The sequence below is a fragment of the Natronospira sp. genome, from assembly GCF_007134575.1.
Taxonomy (GTDB): Bacteria; Pseudomonadota; Gammaproteobacteria; order Natronospirales; family Natronospiraceae; genus Natronospira; species Natronospira elongata.
In genome coordinates this window covers 1-17,314 of record NZ_SLKM01000300.1, presented here as the reverse complement: position 1 = coordinate 17,314, position 17,314 = coordinate 1, and the positions used below count along the sequence as shown (strand labels likewise).

Annotated in this window: 16 protein-coding genes; 9 read left to right on the top strand and 7 right to left on the bottom strand. The window is 61.5% G+C overall.

Annotated features, from left to right (window positions below; translation table 11 throughout):
* The 5 genes from ACJWXQ_RS12105 to ACJWXQ_RS12085 all read right to left on the bottom strand — a co-directional run.
* Positions 1 to 3,995, bottom strand: a 3,995-nt coding sequence (locus ACJWXQ_RS12105) for an Hpt domain-containing protein (RefSeq protein ID WP_406672900.1), incomplete at its 3' end; no start/stop codon positions are given.
* 144 nt (positions 3,996 to 4,139) lie between these two features.
* A complete protein-coding gene (locus tag ACJWXQ_RS12100) occupies positions 4,140 to 6,431 on the bottom strand; it encodes a methyl-accepting chemotaxis protein (RefSeq protein ID WP_346050877.1) in 2,292 nt (763 codons plus the stop codon).
* A 69-nt stretch (positions 6,432 to 6,500) separates the two neighbouring features.
* Entirely contained in the window at positions 6,501 to 7,070 is a 570-nt protein-coding gene (locus ACJWXQ_RS12095) for a chemotaxis protein CheW (RefSeq protein WP_346050878.1), read from the bottom strand.
* Between the two features lie 6 nt (positions 7,071 to 7,076).
* Positions 7,077 to 7,442 (bottom strand): response regulator, encoded by a 366-nt coding sequence (locus ACJWXQ_RS12090; protein ID WP_346050879.1) that lies wholly within the window; start codon positions 7,440 to 7,442, stop codon positions 7,077 to 7,079.
* Positions 7,443 to 7,508: 66 nt separating this feature from the next.
* Positions 7,509 to 7,916: a response regulator gene (locus ACJWXQ_RS12085; protein WP_346050893.1), complete on the bottom strand. Its 408-nt coding sequence runs from the start codon at positions 7,914 to 7,916 to the stop codon at positions 7,509 to 7,511.
* Positions 7,917 to 8,297: 381 nt separating this feature from the next.
* Here ACJWXQ_RS12085 and gshB point away from each other — a divergent pair, with 381 nt between their 5' ends.
* The 9 genes from gshB to ACJWXQ_RS12040 all read left to right on the top strand — a co-directional run bounded on the left by gshB (position 8,298) and on the right by ACJWXQ_RS12040 (position 15,038).
* Entirely contained in the window at positions 8,298 to 9,257 is a 960-nt protein-coding gene (gene gshB / locus ACJWXQ_RS12080; RefSeq protein ID WP_406672899.1) for a glutathione synthase, read from the top strand.
* Entirely contained in the window at positions 9,251 to 10,300 is a 1,050-nt protein-coding gene (locus ACJWXQ_RS12075; protein ID WP_406672898.1) for an FAD:protein FMN transferase, read from the top strand. The genes gshB and ACJWXQ_RS12075 overlap by 7 nt, the downstream gene beginning before the upstream one ends.
* Positions 10,300 to 10,665, top strand: coding sequence for a NusG domain II-containing protein (locus ACJWXQ_RS12070; RefSeq protein WP_346050882.1), 366 nt, complete (start codon positions 10,300 to 10,302; stop codon positions 10,663 to 10,665). Before ACJWXQ_RS12075 ends, ACJWXQ_RS12070 begins: the two co-directional genes overlap by 1 nt.
* Positions 10,646 to 11,188: a Gx transporter family protein gene (locus tag ACJWXQ_RS12065; protein WP_406672897.1), complete on the top strand. Its 543-nt coding sequence runs from the start codon at positions 10,646 to 10,648 to the stop codon at positions 11,186 to 11,188. The genes ACJWXQ_RS12070 and ACJWXQ_RS12065 overlap by 20 nt, the downstream gene beginning before the upstream one ends.
* Positions 11,175 to 12,116: a TonB family protein gene (locus ACJWXQ_RS12060; protein WP_346050884.1), complete on the top strand. Its 942-nt coding sequence runs from the start codon at positions 11,175 to 11,177 to the stop codon at positions 12,114 to 12,116. Before ACJWXQ_RS12065 ends, ACJWXQ_RS12060 begins: the two co-directional genes overlap by 14 nt.
* Positions 12,117 to 12,184: 68 nt before the next feature.
* Positions 12,185 to 12,751: a YqgE/AlgH family protein gene (locus ACJWXQ_RS12055; RefSeq protein WP_346050885.1), complete on the top strand. Its 567-nt coding sequence runs from the start codon at positions 12,185 to 12,187 to the stop codon at positions 12,749 to 12,751.
* Complete coding sequence (gene ruvX, locus ACJWXQ_RS12050; RefSeq protein ID WP_346050886.1) at positions 12,748 to 13,155, top strand: Holliday junction resolvase RuvX; 408 nt, start codon at positions 12,748 to 12,750, stop codon at positions 13,153 to 13,155. Before ACJWXQ_RS12055 ends, ruvX begins: the two co-directional genes overlap by 4 nt.
* Positions 13,156 to 13,161: 6 nt before the next feature.
* Positions 13,162 to 14,127: an aspartate carbamoyltransferase catalytic subunit gene (locus ACJWXQ_RS12045; protein ID WP_406672896.1), complete on the top strand. Its 966-nt coding sequence runs from the start codon at positions 13,162 to 13,164 to the stop codon at positions 14,125 to 14,127.
* Complete coding sequence (locus ACJWXQ_RS12040; protein ID WP_346050888.1) at positions 14,124 to 15,038, top strand: dihydroorotate dehydrogenase electron transfer subunit; 915 nt, start codon at positions 14,124 to 14,126, stop codon at positions 15,036 to 15,038. Before ACJWXQ_RS12045 ends, ACJWXQ_RS12040 begins: the two co-directional genes overlap by 4 nt.
* A 79-nt stretch (positions 15,039 to 15,117) precedes the next feature.
* Here ACJWXQ_RS12040 and ACJWXQ_RS12035 read toward each other — a convergent pair whose 3' ends face one another.
* Positions 15,118 to 16,173, bottom strand: a complete 1,056-nt coding sequence (locus ACJWXQ_RS12035; RefSeq protein WP_346050889.1) for a PilT/PilU family type 4a pilus ATPase — start codon at positions 16,171 to 16,173, stop codon at positions 15,118 to 15,120.
* Between the two features lie 47 nt (positions 16,174 to 16,220).
* The coding region (locus tag ACJWXQ_RS12030) for a PilT/PilU family type 4a pilus ATPase (protein ID WP_406672895.1) at positions 16,221 to 17,314 on the bottom strand (1,094 nt) is incomplete at its 5' end.

Sequence of the window (17,314 nt, the reverse complement as noted above, 5' to 3'; positions counted from 1 at the left end):
AGATTACGGAACTGCTGACGCAGGCGATCCACCGTCTGGTCCAACTCCTTGAGGTGGAAGTCCATATTGGAGCGCTGCTGCTCCACCCGAGAACGGTAGATGCTGACCTCGCCTGCATTGTTGAGCAGGTTCTCCAGGAGATCAGCCCGCACACGCACCACCTCCTGCTGGACCCGAGGAGCGGCACGACGCTCTCCATGCTCCTCGACCGCATCCAGACCACTGGGAGCGGGCTTGGCCTCACGGCCTGGCGCTGTTTCCGTCGGGGCCGGCAGCTCCGGCTCCGGCGCTTTCGCTTCTTCGTCTGGCTCTGGGTGGCTGTCCACCTCGGTTTCAAAACTGGGCCCAGGCTCAGACTCAAAGTCCAGCTCGACATCGTCGTCGCTTGGCTGATCAAGATGGTCATCCGGGGCCTCGGTTACCGTGTCTTCGTCGTCAAAGACTTGTCCGCCCCGTGCATCGAGCCGCTGCAGTTCCTGCACCAGGTCGCTCCCGTCAACGATCACGGAGCCTTCGGCAACCTGTTCCACCATCCGGTGAACACGGTCAACGCAACGTTGAATCAAAGCCGTGAACTCGGTGCTCACTGGCAGCTTGCCATCCACCGCCTTGGTCAGAACCGTTTCCATTTCATGGCTGAGGTCCCCCATGGGGGTCAAGCCCGACATCCGGGCGCCACCCTTGAGGGTATGGAGATGACGCTGCAGAGCGGCGACCAGGGCGGTGTCATCATGGTCGGACTGCCAGTTATTGAGAGCCTCGTCCATGGCCTCCTGCAACTCGCGGGCCTCTTCCATGAAAACATCGGCGAGCTCTTCATCGTAATCGGGCAGGTCTTCAAGCGCGATCTCGCTGGCCCGGCGCGGCTCGGTTGCTGAAGCGGATGGCGCGGCTTCACTCGGCTCTTCAGCCGCCGGGGCAGACTCCTCCTCCGCAGGCATCAGCTCGCGGACTCGCGCCAGCAAATCAGAATCGGGTTCGGCAGTGCCTGCCGAAGTAGCCAAGCCCTCGATCATCTCGCGAACGGCCGCAATGGCGTCCTTCAAGACATCAGCGAAATTCTCGCCCGGTGTCAGGCCCTGTTCCTGCATCGCCAGCGCTGCTTTCTCCAGCGGTTGCATCACCGCCGGTATCTCACTCACATCAGCCGTGTGGGAGCTCCCGTTCAGGGTGTGCAAAGCGCGCAGCAGGTCACTGCTGATTTCACCTTCCTGCAAGACCTCCTCGGTTGCGGTATCCAGGGTGGCAAGGTGACGCTCGGCCTCCTTGCGGAAAATGTCATAGAGCACCGGATCCATGGCCGGTTCATCGTCGAGACCATCGACTGGCTCGTCCTCGCCTTCTGTCGCCAGTGAATCCGGACTGGCCTCATCCGTGGCCTCTTCCAGGCTAATACCATCGAGGGACGGCCAATCGTCATCACCGTCCTGTTCGCCTTCATGCCGCTGGGTCTCGTCGCTAACATGCGGCTCGAGCTCGGCCTCGGCCTCTTTTTCGACTTCCGGCTCGGCCGGGGTCTGCTCCGGCATCTCTGGAGCCCCCGGCAGTTCGGTGCCTTCGTCCCCGGCAGTGGACTCGGCCTCGCCGTCACTGCCGAGGCTACCGGCATGCAGGTCAGGCGCTGCTTGCGGAGCTGGCTCTTCGCCGCGGCTCCAGGCATCAGCGGTTTCCATCAGCCCAATCGCATCCACTTGGGGCTCACCTTCTCCCTTGAGCTGAGCCACCAACTCGGGGATGGCTTCGATAGCCTCGCCGACGTGATCAATCAGGGCCGGTTTGGCATCAATCGTGCGATCAATGACGCGATTGAGAAGGTTCTCGAAGGACCAGGCAAACTCGCCGATAAATTCCGCACCCACCATCCGCCCGGAACCCTTGAGCGTGTGGAAGGAGCGTCGAACAGTGGTCAGGGCTTCCTGGTCGCCCGGATTCTCGCGCCAGCGTGGATAGTTCTCCCGCAGGGAAGCGAGCTCTTCTTCCGCCTCTTCCAGGAAGATATCCACGATTTCCTCTGAGATATCTTCCGGAGCCGGTATCTTCTTGCGCGCCTCAACGGGCGCGGCGGGTGCCGGCGTCTCTGCTGGAGTGGGCGCTGTTTCAGCGGCAGGCTCCGGGTCGGGTTCACTGACCTCGGCCGACTCGGCGGGAGCGCCATCCGAAGCGTCGGCGGATGGCGCATCGGCACCATCACCCGGCTCTGCATCAAACTCGATTTCAAGCCCATCGGTCGCCGACGTATCGGCGTCGGCACTGACTGCCTCGTCGGCTTCTGGTGCCAAGGTGTCTTCAGTTTCAGTAGGCGGTTCGATCGAGGGCTCTTTCGCCTCTCCCGGCAAGGCACCAGGCCGGTAGCCAATCTCCGATATGCAGTGCTCCGCATTGTCCAGCATGGACTCTGGGTACCCTCGGCCCTGCTGGATGGTTTCCAGATAAAACTCTGTGCTGACAATGGCATCCGCCAGCCGGTCCAGCGTCTCTGGCGCCGGTGGCTGATCACTGCCAACCACACGGTCACGGATGAAAAGGGCGGCAGCCTGGAGAATCTCCCCGGCCCGATTCAGTTCCAGCAGGCCGAGGCCCGCCCGGATCTGCTGGACCAGATCGGGAATGGCCTCCAGCTTTTCCTTTTCCGCCGGGGATTTGACAAAATCCTGCACCCGCTCCTTGACCTTGGCCAGATTGACGATGCACTCGCGAATAACAGCGCCGGACACCTCACCATAGGCACCATCGTCTTCATCGTCGGCACCCGAGACACCGCTCATCTGCCGGTCCAGGCTTTCCTCGACCTGAAGCAATGCACTCGCGGTCTGCATCAGGCCGTCATCGTCCACCGCCTGAGCCGCAATCATGCGTGAAAGACTGTCCTGCTCCTGGCTGACACGATCCTTCAGCTTATCCAGGCCGAGCATGCCAAGGGTGTCCGAAACCTTGCGCAGCAAGTCCGACAGGGGCTCCAGTTCGTCAGTCTCGGCACGCCCCATGCGGACATGGATATCCAGAGTGTCCTTGACCCGAGCCAGGTCCTCCTTGACCGCCGCCGACACCGTCTGCATGAGCTGCGCATTAGGCCCGGAAAGGGCGGCCTCGACGGATTTGACCCGCTCTTCGTCTGGCAGAAACTCATCCAGGCGGAAGCTCTCTCGTATGCCACTGACACGATCACCACCTGCGGTGGAGCGGGCAATGTAGTAGAGCAGGTTGTTGATAAGCTCTTCAGGTGGGTCCGCCTGAATGGCGATCTCACCCTCATTGGCCAGGCGTTTGATTTCCCGATCAACCCGCCCCATCAACTGCTTGAAGCTGACATCCGCCTCAAGCCCGCCGTGGGCCAAGGCCTCAAGCGCCCCACCGACGACCCACCACAGCTGGAAAACCGGCGGCGACTCGGATGCCTCCTCGAGCTTCTCGGCAATTTTTGACAGGGCTTTCAGATACTTTCCGGCAGTGGGGTCGCGATACCAGCCCAACAGGGCTTTCTGGAACTTGCCTCGTAGCTTGACCGCCACCTGCTGACTGTCGCCAACCGCCGCACCTGGCCGGGCAACCTCCTCGGTAACACGGCGGCCACCAATATCCCGGGCAAAGACTGCACTTTCACTCAACAGAGGCCGGCCACGAGCCGAACGCATGTCGTTGATCAGAGACAGCAGGGCGAGGGGCACATCGGGCTGACCCGCCACGATACGCTCAAGGTAATCCGGAAGCTGAAGGAGGCCGCGGCTGAGCACTTCCAGCGCCGCATCGCGGTCGTTGACCGCTTCGTCGGCGACTGCCCGCCCCAAGGCCTCCATTTCCTCGGCCAGCATGGCAGCACCGAACACCTCCACCATTCGCAAGGTGCCGTGGGCCTGACGCAAAGCACGCAGGCAGTCATCGAGACCCTTGGCCTCCTCATCCTCCACATAGGCCTCAAGCCCATGGCGCGCCTGGGTGAAGGTAGTATCGAGCTCGCTCTTAATCCACAGAAGCGAGTCGGATGCGGCCTGTGTCATGGCTCCGGTCCCGGTCACTGTTTGCACCGACAATCACCCCCGCGGGGGAGATGACTGAAATTTTCGATCAGGCTGCGGCAAATCGCATACCTGACCACTCCCTGGCCGGTCTCTGCCGGCTAATGATCCACACAGCGCGGGCAATCAATCCACGCGCTCAGTATCCCGCTGACGTTTCTGCTCGCTGTCACCAGCCTCATCATCTTCCGGCCAGTCGATTTCATCGACAAATTCGTCCAGCCCGCCTTCCTGCTCATCAACGCTGTCTTCGATATCGCCGGACTCCAGACTGGAAAGATCATCACTGTCTTCCGGCATATCTTCAAGGGAAGCCATCTCCCCGTCTTCAAGGGCTTCCGATTCGCCCTGGTCAACGTCTTCGGAAGACATGACCATGGTTTGCTCCTCCTGCTTGCCCGGGAGCTTGAAGCCGGAAACGGATTTACGCAGCTCGGTAGCCAATGCGGCCAGCTTGCCAATATTGTCGGCAGTGGCAGTGGTGCCTTCGTGCGTCTGAGAGGTAATCTCCTGAATCACCTGCATGGTGCGAGAGACGTCACTGGCAGCCTGCGCTTGCTGACGGGCGGCACCGGAAATACTCTGAATGAGTGTCGCAATATGGTTGGACACTTTCTCAATCTCATCCAGGGCCTCACCCGCATTTTCCGCCAGGCGCGCCCCGCTCACCACACCCGATGTGGAGTGCTCCATTGAGATCACGGCTTCGTTGGTATCGGTCTGAATGGTCTTCACCAGGGCTTCAATCTGCCGGGTGGCATTACCGGACCGTTCCGCGAGTCGCTGCACTTCGTCAGCCACCACCGCGAAGCCGCGACCGGCCTCACCGGCAGCAGATGCCTGAATGGCCGCGTTGAGGGCGAGAATATTGGTCTGCTCGGCAATATCGTTAATCAGCTCCACGATATCGCCAATTTCCTGGGAACTCTCACCAAGTCGCTTGATTCGCTTGGAGGTCTCCTGAATGTTTTCCCGAATATTGTTCATGCCGTCGATGGTGCGACGCACTGCATCGCCGCCCTTATGGGCAATCTCCACCGACTGCTGCGCCACTCGGGTGGAACGCTCGGCATTCTCCGAGACCTGCTCAATGGACTCGGCCATTTCCTGAATCTGACGGCTGGCGGATGTAATTTCCGAACTCTGATGCTCGGATGCCTCGGCCAGATGAGACGCGGTCGCTCGCGTCTGCTGGGCCGTGGCATCCACACGCACCGCGGTATCGTTAATGGTTACCACCAGCTCCCGGAGGGCGTCCACCGCGTAATTAATGGAGTCGGCGATGGCACCGGTGATGTCCTCGGTCACCGAGACCTGCACGGTCAGATCGCCATCAGCCAGACTGCCCAGCTCGTCCAGCAGACGCAGAATGGCCTCCTGGTTCCGCTCGTTCTGCTCTTGCTGCAGCGCCGCCGCCTTACGGGTGTCGGAGGTCAGCACATAGACATAGATGAGCACCGCCAGAATCAGCAGGGCCAAACCACCAAAAATGTAACCATAGGTGGCCGAAAACATGCGATCGTCGATGGAACGGCGGTAAGTACTTTCAACAGAGCGGATACCCGCCAGCAGGCTGTCACTGATCTCCGCCAGAGCACTATTGGCCCGATGGACGGACAAAAGCTCTGCCCGTTGGCCCTCGATCCGGCTGACTTCATCATTGATACGCCCGTAGTAGACGCTGATATCGGTCAGGATGGACTGAGCCTCGCTATCAGCCACTGCCTCCACACCCAGGCTGTCATCGCCATCCTGAAAGCCCCGGACCAGACGCCCGAAGAAGGCATTGTCATCACCAATTCGACGCTGCGCCACACCCGGATCACCACTACCGGTCACCAGAGACACGCTCCACTGATGAATACGCGGCGCCAGCTGAGCCATCCGTCCCTGATGGAATACCTGGCTGGCTCCCGCATTAATTTCCAGCAGGCGATCGCCCAGCGCTTCAATACTGTTCTGTAGCGGCCCAATATTCTCATCAATGATTTCCAGGGACTGATGACTACGACGAATCATGTCCCCCTGGTCCAGAAGCAGCTGAGCCGCGCCACGGCCGGTATCAGACCAGCGATCCTCGACAATGCTCAACTCCTGACGGACCTGCCTTGGCGGGGCCGGAAGCAAGGTATCGGGGTTACCCCGCCGCATCCTGTCCAGGTTTCGGTCAAAGCGCTCACGGTCAGTGTAGAGTCGCTGAATGGCTTCCCGATTACCATCGACCGCAAGCTGAGCGTTCTTGGAAACACTCTGGGAAATGACTGCGGCTTCCGCTGCATACCCCAGAAACTCCTCATCATGAGCCGCCCTCTGGGTCACGAAGAAGAAATTCACGATCGCCGCCGCGAGCAGAGCGAGCACCACCACGATCAGGACGTAGAGGAGCTTGTTGGAAGTGGTACCGGAGGACTTAGCCATGAGTCTTCACCTGGTGTCGTTCATCGTTCTCGATTCCGGTCATGTGCTTGCACCGGTCAATCGCCATTTTCACTGAGCGGCCTGGAGGAAAAGCTGACTTTCCACCAGGTCCCGGAAACTGAGTACCGTCCAGTACTCCTCACCACGGCGGAATGCACCGCGGACAAAGGGGCGAAACTCGGCCCCCAGTTCATCATTCGCTTCGTCCACGGCCTCGTCCGACTGGAAACGGCGAAAGCCACGCACTTCACTGACCAGAAGGCCAGCGGGAATTTCCGGATGCTTCACGGCAATCACGCGACTTCGGCGATCCAGCGGGGTGCTTTCACCACCGCCAAGCTGGCGGAGATCCACCACGGACAACAATTGACCACGAACATTGGCCAGACCAAGCAACCAGGCCCGGGCACCGGGTACTCGGGCCAGATCGGGCATGGGCAGCACTTCCCTGACCTCCTCCCGGGGCACCAGGATGTTGTGCTCGCCCATACGCATGCCAACCCCCACCCATTCGTCCCCGGTCTCCAGGGTCGCTTCCTGCTGGCGCCCCGCTGCTGCCTGGCGGCAACGACGGTCCAGCTCCTGCAGCAGGCGGAAGGGCTGGTCGACCAGATCCGAAAGGGTGGTGATGTCGGCCATGACGAATTACTTCTCCAATGCTTCCTTGACCTTGCCGATGAGCTGATCTTCCTTCACCGGCTTGACCAGATAGGCGATGGCACCCTGACGCATGCCCCAGATCTTGTCAGTCTCCTGATCCTTGGTGGTGATGATGATCACCGGGATATCGCGGGTATTGTCGTTCTTTGCCAGCTGACGAGTGGCCTGAAAACCACTCATGCCGGGCATCACCACGTCCATGATGATCACATCCGGCTTTTCGCTGCGGGCCTTTTCGAGACCTTCCTCACCGGATTCAGCGGCAATCACCTCGTAGCCCGCCTTCTCCAACTGGGACTTGAAAACATGCACCTCGGTGGGGGAGTCATCAACAATCAAGACCGTCGCCATTACCTTGTTCCTCCAGAATTATGTCGCTTTAGGGTTTTAGTCGTCGTCGCTTGCCGAAAACAACGATCAGGCCGTGCGTCGCACGTGATTCTCGATCGCCCCCAGTAATTCGTCTCGCGTGAACGGTTTTGTCAGATACTCTTCAGACCCGACGATGCGACCGCGAGCACGGTCGAACAAGCCGTCCTTGCTGGACAGCATGATGACCGGCGTATTGCGGAAGCTGTTATTGCGCTTGATCAGCGCGCAGGTCTGATAGCCGTCGAGACGCGGCATCATGATGTCCACGAAGATGATGTCGGGTTCGGATTCGGCGATGACCGAAAGCGCCTCGAAACCGTCCACGGCGGTCAACACCTCGCAGCCGGCCTTCTTCAGCAGGGTCTCAGCCGTGCGGCGAATGGTTTTACTGTCATCGATGACCAGGACCTTGAGTCCACTCAGATCGCCGTCATTCGCCACCGGAACCTCCATCGTATTGCGAAACTTGTCATGGTCTGCTGGCGGGCGGACCATTCCGGCGTTGCCCGAACCGGCGGCAGCCATTGTCCGATCCATCACACGATCCCCCTCGGACGACTACCGTGCCTTGACACTCTACGCCATTTCCACGCCAAAAGCCGCCCTTGCACCCATGGATTGCCCCGATGCGGACCAGAATACCGTCCCTTACCGGGTAATATTATCGCGTTCTATCATAATATTAGCGGACAATCCACGAAATTTCCTTGAACTGGTTCACGGAACACTGGGAATTTGCCGGATTTCCGTCCACCCTGGCCTCGAAAACCCGAGCCAGGCGGTACACTGAACGGCCAAGCCCAGCCGCCTTGAGTCATAACACAGGACAGCGCAATGACGAACCGCAGACCCAATGTGGGCGTGGTCATGGATCCGATCGAATCCATCACCCCGCACAAGGACACCACCCTGGCAATGATGCTGGAGATCCAGAACCGGGACTGGGCCCTGTCCTATCTGACCCTGGAAGATATATTTCTGCAGGATGGCCGCGCCATGGGCCGCTGGCGCCCCCTGACCGTCCGGGACCAGGATCAGGATTATTTCGATCTGGGCGAGCCCCAGGGAGGACCACTGTCATCCCTGGACTGTCTGCTGATGCGCAAGGACCCGCCCTTCGACATGGAGTATATCTACGCCACCTATATTCTCGAGCGGGCCGCGGACGAGGGCCTGCGGGTGGTGAACCGCCCCGCCAGTCTGCGTGATGTGAGCGAGAAGGTTTATACCGCCTGGTTCCCGGAATGCTGCCCACCCACCGTGATTGCGCGGGACGGTGACCGACTGCGGGGCTTTATCCGGGATCAGGGACACGCGGTGCTCAAACCCCTGGACGGCATGGGCGGACGGGATATTTTCGTGGTCCGCGATGGCGACCCCAACACCAGCGTCATTCTCGAGCATCTGACCGCCAGCGGCGCCCGCTTTGCCCTGGCCCAGCGGTATCTGCCGGAAATCCGCGATGGCGACCGTCGCATACTGCTGGTCAATGGCAAAGCCACCGGCCCGGCACTGGCGCGGCTGCCCCGCGCCGGCGAATCCCGGGGCAACATCGCCGCCGGCGGCACGGTTCAGGGATCGGAGCTGCGTGAACGAGATCACTGGCTGATCGAGCGAATCGGCCCGGTGATGCGAGACAAGGGCCTGATGTTCGTGGGCCTGGACGTGATTGGCGACTATGTCACCGAAATCAATGTCACCAGTCCCACCTGCGTACGCGAACTGGACCACATCTACGGCAGCAATATCAGCGCTCAACTGATGGACGAACTGGCGGAGCTGGAAGGATGGTGAGGCTGGCCGCGACCGTCCTGGTGGCGGGCCTGCTGAGTGCCTGCCAGCCAGGCGAGGAAGCAGAGCGCCAGCAGGCGCATTTCCATGCCATGGGCACCCGGATTGATCTCACCCTGATCGAGGGCCCCCTGTCCACCGAGTCGGCGACCCGGCTGATCGAATCCCATTTTGAGGTCCACGAGCAGCGCTGGGACGGCTGGGGTGGCGGCGAGCTTGGGCGCCTAAATCAGCGTCTGGCCAATGACGGCCAGGCCAATGTGCCCGCTTCCCTGCGCGATGGCATCGAGCAGGCGCTGCTGCTGGGTCAACAAAGCGAGGGCCTGTTTCACCCCGGCATCGGGGCATTGGTGGAAACCTGGAGCTTTCACCGTCAGCCTCGCAAAGCGGGACCGCCACCGAGCGAGGAATCACTGCATGGCCTGCTTGAGTCACTGCCCCCAGTGAGCGCCCTGCAACTCGATTCTGGCCTGCTCCGGGGCCCCGGGCAGGGATTCCGCCTGGACCTGGGCGGTTTCGCCAAGGGGCTCAGCCTGGATCGACTGCACGAAAACCTGGATGCCGCCGGGCTCGAGCACGGCATCATCAATGCCGGTGGTGACCTTCTTGCCCTGGGCCGTGCTGGTGGCGACAGCGTTGACGCCCGCGCCTGGCGGATCGGCATTCTGGATCCGCGCGGGGACGGCGTGCTGGCCGGCGTGACGGTGACCGACGGAGAATGCGTGATGACATCGGGCGACTATGAGCGAACCTTCGAACATGATGGTGAGGCCTATCACCACATCCTCGATCCGCGGACTGGCCACCCCGCCGACGCCAGCGCCTCGGTCACCGTGATCAGCACCGAATGCGCCCGGGCAGACGCGGCGGCCACCGCCCTGTTTGTCGCCGGCCCCGGTGCTTGGCCCGAGCTGGCGGCGCAAATGGAGGTGGACACCGTGATGCTGGTCACGCCCGATGGCCAGGTAGAGTTGTCACCGGCCATGGAGGCACGGATCGAATTCGATCAACGCCAACCCGACGTAACTGTCAAAGCGCTTCCCTGATGCCACGACCGTCCCTGCTCGACTGTCTTGTGATCCTCATACTGGCGGCCAGCCTGGGGCTGCTGTTGGCGATGAGCCTGGATGGGCGTAGCGGTGATACCGCTCTGGTGATGGCGGAAGATACAATCGTGAAGCGGATCAATCTCTCCCGAGCCGGCGAATACACGGTGAGCGGCCCCCTGGGGGAGAGCCTTCTGGAAGTGAGCAACGGTCGCATTCGCTTTGCCGATGCCCCCTGCCCAGACCGGATCTGCCTGCGTCGGGGATGGCTGAGCCAACATGGCGACAGCGCGACCTGCATCCCCAATCGCGTTCACATCCGCCTGGAAGCGGAAGAAAACGGCTATGACAGCATCAACTTCTGAACAGGATCGCCTGGTGGTCGGCCTGGCGGCGCTTGCCGTGATCATCCATGTGCTGGAGACAGCCATTCCCAGCCCGGTGCCGGGGCTCAGGCCCGGCCTGGCCAATGTCATCACCCTGGTGGTGCTGTTCCGCTATGGTCTGGCCATGGCCGCTTGGGTCAGTTTATTGCGGGTGGTCGGTGGCAGCCTGCTGATCGGCACCTTTCTGGCGCCGGCCTTCCTGCTCAGCCTGGTGGGGGCCCTGGCGGTGCTGCTCAGCCTGGCGGTCGTGCGCCCCTTGCTGCGCCTGGGCCTGAGCCCCATTGGCAGCGGGGCACTGGCATCGGTGGCCCATGTCGGGGGACAATTGCTTATCGTGCGCCTGCTGCTGATCCCACATGATGGCCTCTGGCTTCTGGCACCCTGGCTCATGATTGCCGCGCTGCCGTTGGGAATCTTTACCGGCATGATAGCGTCTGAGACATTGAAACAGCTGGAAACAACCCCGAAGGGCGGGAGGACCGCGTCCCATGCGACAGATTGAGGTGGTGAAACTGCGCCCCGGGTCCCGTGATCGCCTGATCACGACGGTCTTTCTGGCTGCCCTGTTGCACGGCATGGTCATCCTGGGGGTAAGTTTCTCCGCCGACCAGCCGGGTGAACTGCGGGCCAACACCCTGGAGGTCACCCTGGTCGCGACCCCGGACGAGCGCCCCCCGGAAGAGGCGGATTATCTGGCCCAGGCCGACCAGCGCGGGGCGGGGAACGTGGAGGAACGCGTCCGTCCGGAATCCGCCCAATCCACCCTGGACCAGATTCCCAACCCAGGACTGGAAGAGGGCTGGGCCGAGGAAACCGAGGTGGATGTCACCGATGGCAGTGAATCCCCCGACAGCCTGGACAGTCTTGAGCCGGAACCGGAAAGCAACCCGCTGCTGACCACCGAGAGCAGTCCGGAACGGGTTGCCAGTGCCAACACCACGCCGCGGGATACCCGCCAGCCACTGCAGTTGGCCCGCCTGCTCACCGATGGCGCTGAGCAGGCCGACCCCATTAGCGACGATGATCGCCAACCCCTGGCCCACAGTGACGACCCACGCGAGAAGTTCATTCAGGTCAACACCCGGGAGCACGCCTATGCCGAGTATCTGGAAGGCTGGCGCCGCCGGGTGGAATCGGTGGGCAATGAACACTACCCGGTGGAAGCACGGCGCGACGGCCTGACCGGCGCCCTCACCCTGGAAGTGGCCATCGCCGCCGATGGTACCCTCCGTGAAGTCCGGCCACTGGAAAGCTCTGGCCATCCCACCCTGGACCGGGCCGCCGCCCGCATTGTCCGGACAGCTTCCCCCTTCGCCGCTTTTCCCGAGGCGATTCGCGAAGAGGCCGATGTGATTCGTTTCGCTTTCCGCTGGGAATTCGGGACCGACCGCACCATCCGCACCGGTGTGCGGCTACCTGCCGGCAGCTGACCCCTTTCACCCCGACCACGGGCGACTGGTAGAATGGGAATCCATTTGCGCGCCAAGAAACCACGCCCATGGCCAATCCTGATTATCTAAACGGACACTTTCTGATCGCCATGCCGGCCCTGGGCGATCCCAACTTTCATCACACCGTGACGCTGATCTGTGAGCACGGCCCCGAAGGCGCGTTGGGGATTATCATCAATCGCCCCCTGGAAGACATCCATCTGGGCGACGTGCTCGAGCAACTGGAACTGGGAGAGGCTCAAACCGGCATCGGCAACCAGCCCCTGTTCCAGGGTGGGCCGGTGGAGCAGGAAAGAGGCTTTGTGGTGCACCAGCCCCTGGGGGACTGGGAGGCCAGCCTCGATCTCGGCAACGACCTGGGGGTGACCAGCTCAAGAGACATCCTGGCCGCCATTGCCGACGGCAAAGGCCCCGAGAAGAGCTTCGTCGCCCTGGGCTATGCCGGCTGGGGCGCGGGCCAGCTGGAACAGGAAATCAGCGAAAATGCCTGGCTGAGCAGCCCGGCCGAGGCACGCATCCTGTTCGATGTGCCACCGGCCCAGCGCTGGCGGGAATCGGCCCGCGCCATGGGTGTGGACTTGAGCCGCCTGAGCGATCAGTCGGGTCACGCGTGAACCAGCCCAAGGTGCAAGGCACACTGCTGGGTTTCGATTACGGATTGCGCCGGATCGGCGTCGCCGTGGGTCAGACCGTGACCCAGACGGCCAACCCGCTAACCATCCTTCCAGCCGACAACGGTAAGGCGGACTGGGAGCAGATCGCTGATCTGATCCGCGAATGGCGACCGGCGGCCCTGGTGGTTGGCATACCGGCGCATGCCGATGGCAGTGACAACGAGCTCAGTCCGAGAGCACGGCGGTTTGCCCGACAACTGCAGGGACGTTTCGGCAAACCCGTTTACAGTGTGGACGAACACCTGAGTTCACATGCGGCCGCCAGTACTGGCGAACGCCGCCCCGGGGAGGCCATTGACGACCTGGCCGCCGCTCGAATTCTGGAAGACTGGCTCAAGCAATGAAGACCAATGACTGAACGGGGAGACCACACGGGGATGACACAACATCTGCTGGCCATTGACGACCTTGAACCAGGGCAACTGCGAACCCTGCTGGATCTGGCCCGCTCCCATGCCGACGCCGATCCCCAGACCGAATCTCGGACTCAGCTATCGGGGGTGACCGTCGCCCAGCTATTCTACGAGCCCAGCACCCGCACCCGCTGTTCGTTTGAAATCGCCGCCCGCCGACTGGGTGCGGATGTCCTCAACCTGGACATCAACCACACCTCCACGGTCAAAGGTGAAACCGTCGTCGACACCGTTCGCACGCTGGCCGCCATGGGGGTAAGGCTGTTTGTCATTCGCCATGGCGATGCCCGGGTGGTTCAGGCCGCGGCCGATGTCCTGCCGCCGAATTGCCATCTACTCAATGCCGGCGCCGGCACCCGTCAGCATCCCACCCAGGCTTTGCTGGACATGCTCACCCTGATGCGAGCCGGTTTTGATTTCGCCCGCCTCGACATCAGCATCGTCGGCGACCTGCGCCATTCCCGGGTTGCGGCGTCCGCGGTGGAGGCCCTGCGCATGCTGGGTGCGGCAAGCATTAGAATGGGGGGTCCCGAGGGTTTCCTGCCCGACAACGCCCCGGCCGGGGTCAGCCTGCATCAGGACCTGAAAGAGACGATTCAGGGGGCAGCGGTAATCATGGCTCTGCGTATTCAGCGGGAACGCATCGCAGCGGATGTCCTGACCGATCCACAACTGGCCCATCCGACGGCTTACCATGAACAATGGGGTTTGAATGAGGCGCGCGTGGCGCAATGGGCCCCGTCGGCCCGTGTCCTGCACCCCGGCCCCATGAACCGGGGCGTGGAAATTGACGACGAACTGGCTGACGGCCCCCGCTCACTGATACTCGATCAGGTCCAGAACGGCGTGGCCGCCCGCATGGCCGCCCTGACCTGGCTATTTCACGGAGACAGCATCCTATGAGCAAGCATCCCGCCCACCGGGGCAGTATATTCGTGGAAGAGGCCGAAGTGCTGGCGCAGGTCGCCCATGCCGCAGAGCAATACGTGATTCGCTTTCGAGCCCCGGAAACCGCCCGCCGGGCCGAACCCGGCAGTTTCGTCCATATCCGCTGCGATAGCTCGCTGCCCATGCGCCGCCCCCTGTCCATCATGCGGGTCTCGGCCGAGGAAGGCTGGGTAGAATGTCTTTACAAGGTGGTGGGCAAGGGAACGGCGCTGCTGGCGCGACAGCGGGCCGGTGACCAGATCGGCGTCATGGGCCCCATCGGCAAGACCTTCCAGCCAAGTGCCGGTCGCCGCCGACCGCTGCTCATCGGGGGCGGTGTGGGCATTCCGCCCATGGTGTTCCTGGCCGATCGCCTCAGGCAGCAAGCGGATGTCAAGCCCCTGGCCACCCTCGGCTCGGAAGTCCCCTTCCCCTTCAAGGCCCGGCCATCGACCCACATGGTTCCCGGCATCCCGGAGGGCGTGATCGCCACCATGCCGCTGCTGGAAGACTGGGGCATCCCCTGCCGCCTGGCCAGTGGCCAGGGTTACCCCGGCTGCTTCGAAGGCTTTGTCACCGAGCTGGCCGATCACTGGCTGCAATCCCTGGATGCCGATGCCCACGCCCAAGTGGAGATCCACGCCTGCGGCCCAACCCCCATGCTGGCAGCCACCGCCCGCCTGGCACAGAAGCATGGGCTGCCTTGCCAGGTGGCGCTGGAGGAGTACATGGCTTGCGCGGTGGGTGGCTGTGCGGGCTGCGTGGTGCGGGTGGAGACCGATCAGGGCCCGGCCATGAAACGGGTCTGCGTGGACGGCCCGGTGTTCGATGCCAACGCCGTCTTCCCCCCGGAAAAACCCGCCGACAAGGCCGGCCTCTTCCACTGAACCACCCGACCGCGTATCCCGGACGGATACATACAGCCTGGGAGCCTCGCCACCGCTTCGGACCACCACCGAGGCTCCCCTACCCAAAGTTGATTTTGGCTTCGAGGTTGGCGCGGGAATCGGCATTGCGCAGGGCCTCGTCGAGTTCAATCTTGCCGTCACGGTAGAGTTGGCTGAGGGCCTCGTCAAAAGTCTGCATGCCGGGTTCGTTGGAATCCTCCATGGCCTCGGAGATCTTCTCGATCTGGCCCTTGAGGATCAGCTCTGAAATGTAGGCGGTATTGATCATCACCTCGCAAGCCGCGACCCGCTTGCCATCCACGCCCAGCAGCAGGCGCTGAGAAATCACGGCACGCAAATTCAGCGCGAGATCCATAAAGACCTGGGAGTGCAGTTCCTTGGGAAAGAGATTGACGATGCGATCCAGGGTTTGATGGGCATTATTGGAGTGCAGAGTGGAGATGGCCAGATGCCCGGTACCGGCAAGCTGAATGGATGCCTCCATGGTTTCCCGGTCACGGATCTCACCAATCTGAATCACATCCGGCGCCTCACGCAGGGCACTGCGCAAGGCCTTGGCATAGGACAGGGTATCCTGGTTGAGCTCCCGCTGATTGATAATCGACTTGCGGTGCTTATGGGTGTACTCGATGGGGTCTTCGATGGTGAGAATGTGATCACTGGCATTCTCGTTACGATGGTTGATCATCGCCGCCAGGGTCGTGGACTTGCCTGAACCGGTTGAGCCGCACATGAGCACCAGCCCCCGGGAGGTCATTGCCACGTCCTTGAGTACTTCCGGCAGGCCCAGATTATCAAGCTCCGGCACATTGGAGGGGATATAGCGAAGCACCATGGCAAGTTGCCCCCGCTGGCGAAAGGCATTGCCGCGAAAGCGACCAATACCTTTCTCGGACAGGGCAAAATCCACTTCCATGTCCACCTCAAGCACCCGTCGGTCACGTTCACTCAAGACACTGGTGACGACTTCCTCCACCACCTCGGGCGTCAGTACCGTCTTGCCGACCGAAGCCATCTTGCCTTCAAGACGCATTTTCACCGGCGCGTTGGCGGTGATATAAAGGTCGGAGGCCTTCTTGTCCGCCATGAGCTTGAGATAGGGCTGGATATTCATGCCTGGCTGCTTCCTCTATCCATCAAATAATGGCTGATGAATGCCAATCAACGACGATGCCCGCTGGGGTCTTCGTCCTCCATGATGTGCAGTTTCTCCGTCCCTTTCTCCAGATCCCGGGGCTGGCGATCACTCTCCAGCTTGATCTTGAGACGAAGCTCATTGGCTGAATCGGCATTACGGATGGCATCTTCATAACCGATACGCCCCGCTTCAAAGAGCTCGAACAATGCCTGGTCGAAGGTCTGCATGCCCAACTCTCGGGAGCGGCCCATGACTTCCTTGATCTCCCCCACTTCGCCTTTCTGGATCATGTCAGCAATCAATGGCGTATTGATCAAGATCTCCACCGCCACCGACATGCCCTCGCCATCGGAATTTCGGACCAGTCTTTGCGAAATGATTGCCTTGAGGTTGAGAGCCAGGTCCATCAGCAACTGCTCCCGGCGCTCCTCGGGAAACAGGTTGATGATTCGGTCAAGTGCCTGGTTGGCATTGTTGGCGTGCAGCGTGGACAGGCAGAGGTGCCCGGTCTCGGCAAACTGAACGGCATAATCCATTGTCTCCCGATCACGGATCTCCCCAATCAGAATCACATCCGGCGCCTGGCGCAAGGTGTTCTTCAGGGCCGCATACCAGTCCTCGGTATCCACACCCACCTCCCGCTGGGTTATCACGCACCCCTGATGCGGGTGAACGAACTCCACCGGGTCCTCGATGGTGATGATATGGCCTCGACTTTTCTGGTTGCGCTTCCCCAGCATGCCCGCGAGGGTAGTGGACTTACCCGAGCCGGTGGCCCCCACCACAATCACGAGTCCACGCTTGGTCATGGCAATTTCTTCCAGAATCTCCGGCAGTTGGAGATCTTCCAGGCGGGGAATTTCGGTCTTGATGGTCCGCAGCACGGCACCGGTTCGGCCCTGTTGAACGAAGGCACTGACACGGAAACGGCCAATGCCGCGCGGGTTGATGGCGAAATTGGCCTCCTTGGTGGCATCAAATGCCTTGGCCTGCTTATCGTTCATGATTGCCCGAACCAGCAAGGCACTCTGGTCGGCCCCCAAGGGCCGGTCGGTAAGCTGGGTCATTTCGCCATCCACCTTGATGGCCGGCGGAAAACAAAACGTAACAAAAAGGT

Bases quoted from the DNA above. Each gene is read 5' to 3' on its own strand.
- ACJWXQ_RS12095 (WP_346050878.1), bottom strand. From the start codon at position 7,070: ATGGCCGACATCACCACCCTTTCGGATCTGGTCGACCAGCCCTTCCGC.
- ACJWXQ_RS12090 (WP_346050879.1), bottom strand. From the start codon at position 7,442: ATGGCGACGGTCTTGATTGTTGATGACTCCCCCACCGAGGTGCATGTT.
- ACJWXQ_RS12040 (WP_346050888.1), top strand. From the start codon at position 14,124: ATGAGCAAGCATCCCGCCCACCGGGGCAGTATATTCGTGGAAGAGGCC.
- ACJWXQ_RS12065 (WP_406672897.1), top strand. From the start codon at position 10,646: ATGACAGCATCAACTTCTGAACAGGATCGCCTGGTGGTCGGCCTGGCG.
- ACJWXQ_RS12060 (WP_346050884.1), top strand. From the start codon at position 11,175: ATGCGACAGATTGAGGTGGTGAAACTGCGCCCCGGGTCCCGTGATCGC.
- ACJWXQ_RS12070 (WP_346050882.1), top strand. From the start codon at position 10,300: ATGCCACGACCGTCCCTGCTCGACTGTCTTGTGATCCTCATACTGGCG.
- ACJWXQ_RS12100 (WP_346050877.1), bottom strand. From the start codon at position 6,431: ATGGCTAAGTCCTCCGGTACCACTTCCAACAAGCTCCTCTACGTCCTG.
- ACJWXQ_RS12085 (WP_346050893.1), bottom strand. From the start codon at position 7,916: ATGGAGGTTCCGGTGGCGAATGACGGCGATCTGAGTGGACTCAAGGTC.
- ACJWXQ_RS12075 (WP_406672898.1), top strand. From the start codon at position 9,251: ATGGTGAGGCTGGCCGCGACCGTCCTGGTGGCGGGCCTGCTGAGTGCC.
- ACJWXQ_RS12035 (WP_346050889.1), bottom strand. From the start codon at position 16,173: ATGAATATCCAGCCCTATCTCAAGCTCATGGCGGACAAGAAGGCCTCC.
- ACJWXQ_RS12055 (WP_346050885.1), top strand. From the start codon at position 12,185: ATGGCCAATCCTGATTATCTAAACGGACACTTTCTGATCGCCATGCCG.
- ACJWXQ_RS12045 (WP_406672896.1), top strand. From the start codon at position 13,162: ATGACTGAACGGGGAGACCACACGGGGATGACACAACATCTGCTGGCC.
- gshB (WP_406672899.1), top strand. From the start codon at position 8,298: ATGACGAACCGCAGACCCAATGTGGGCGTGGTCATGGATCCGATCGAA.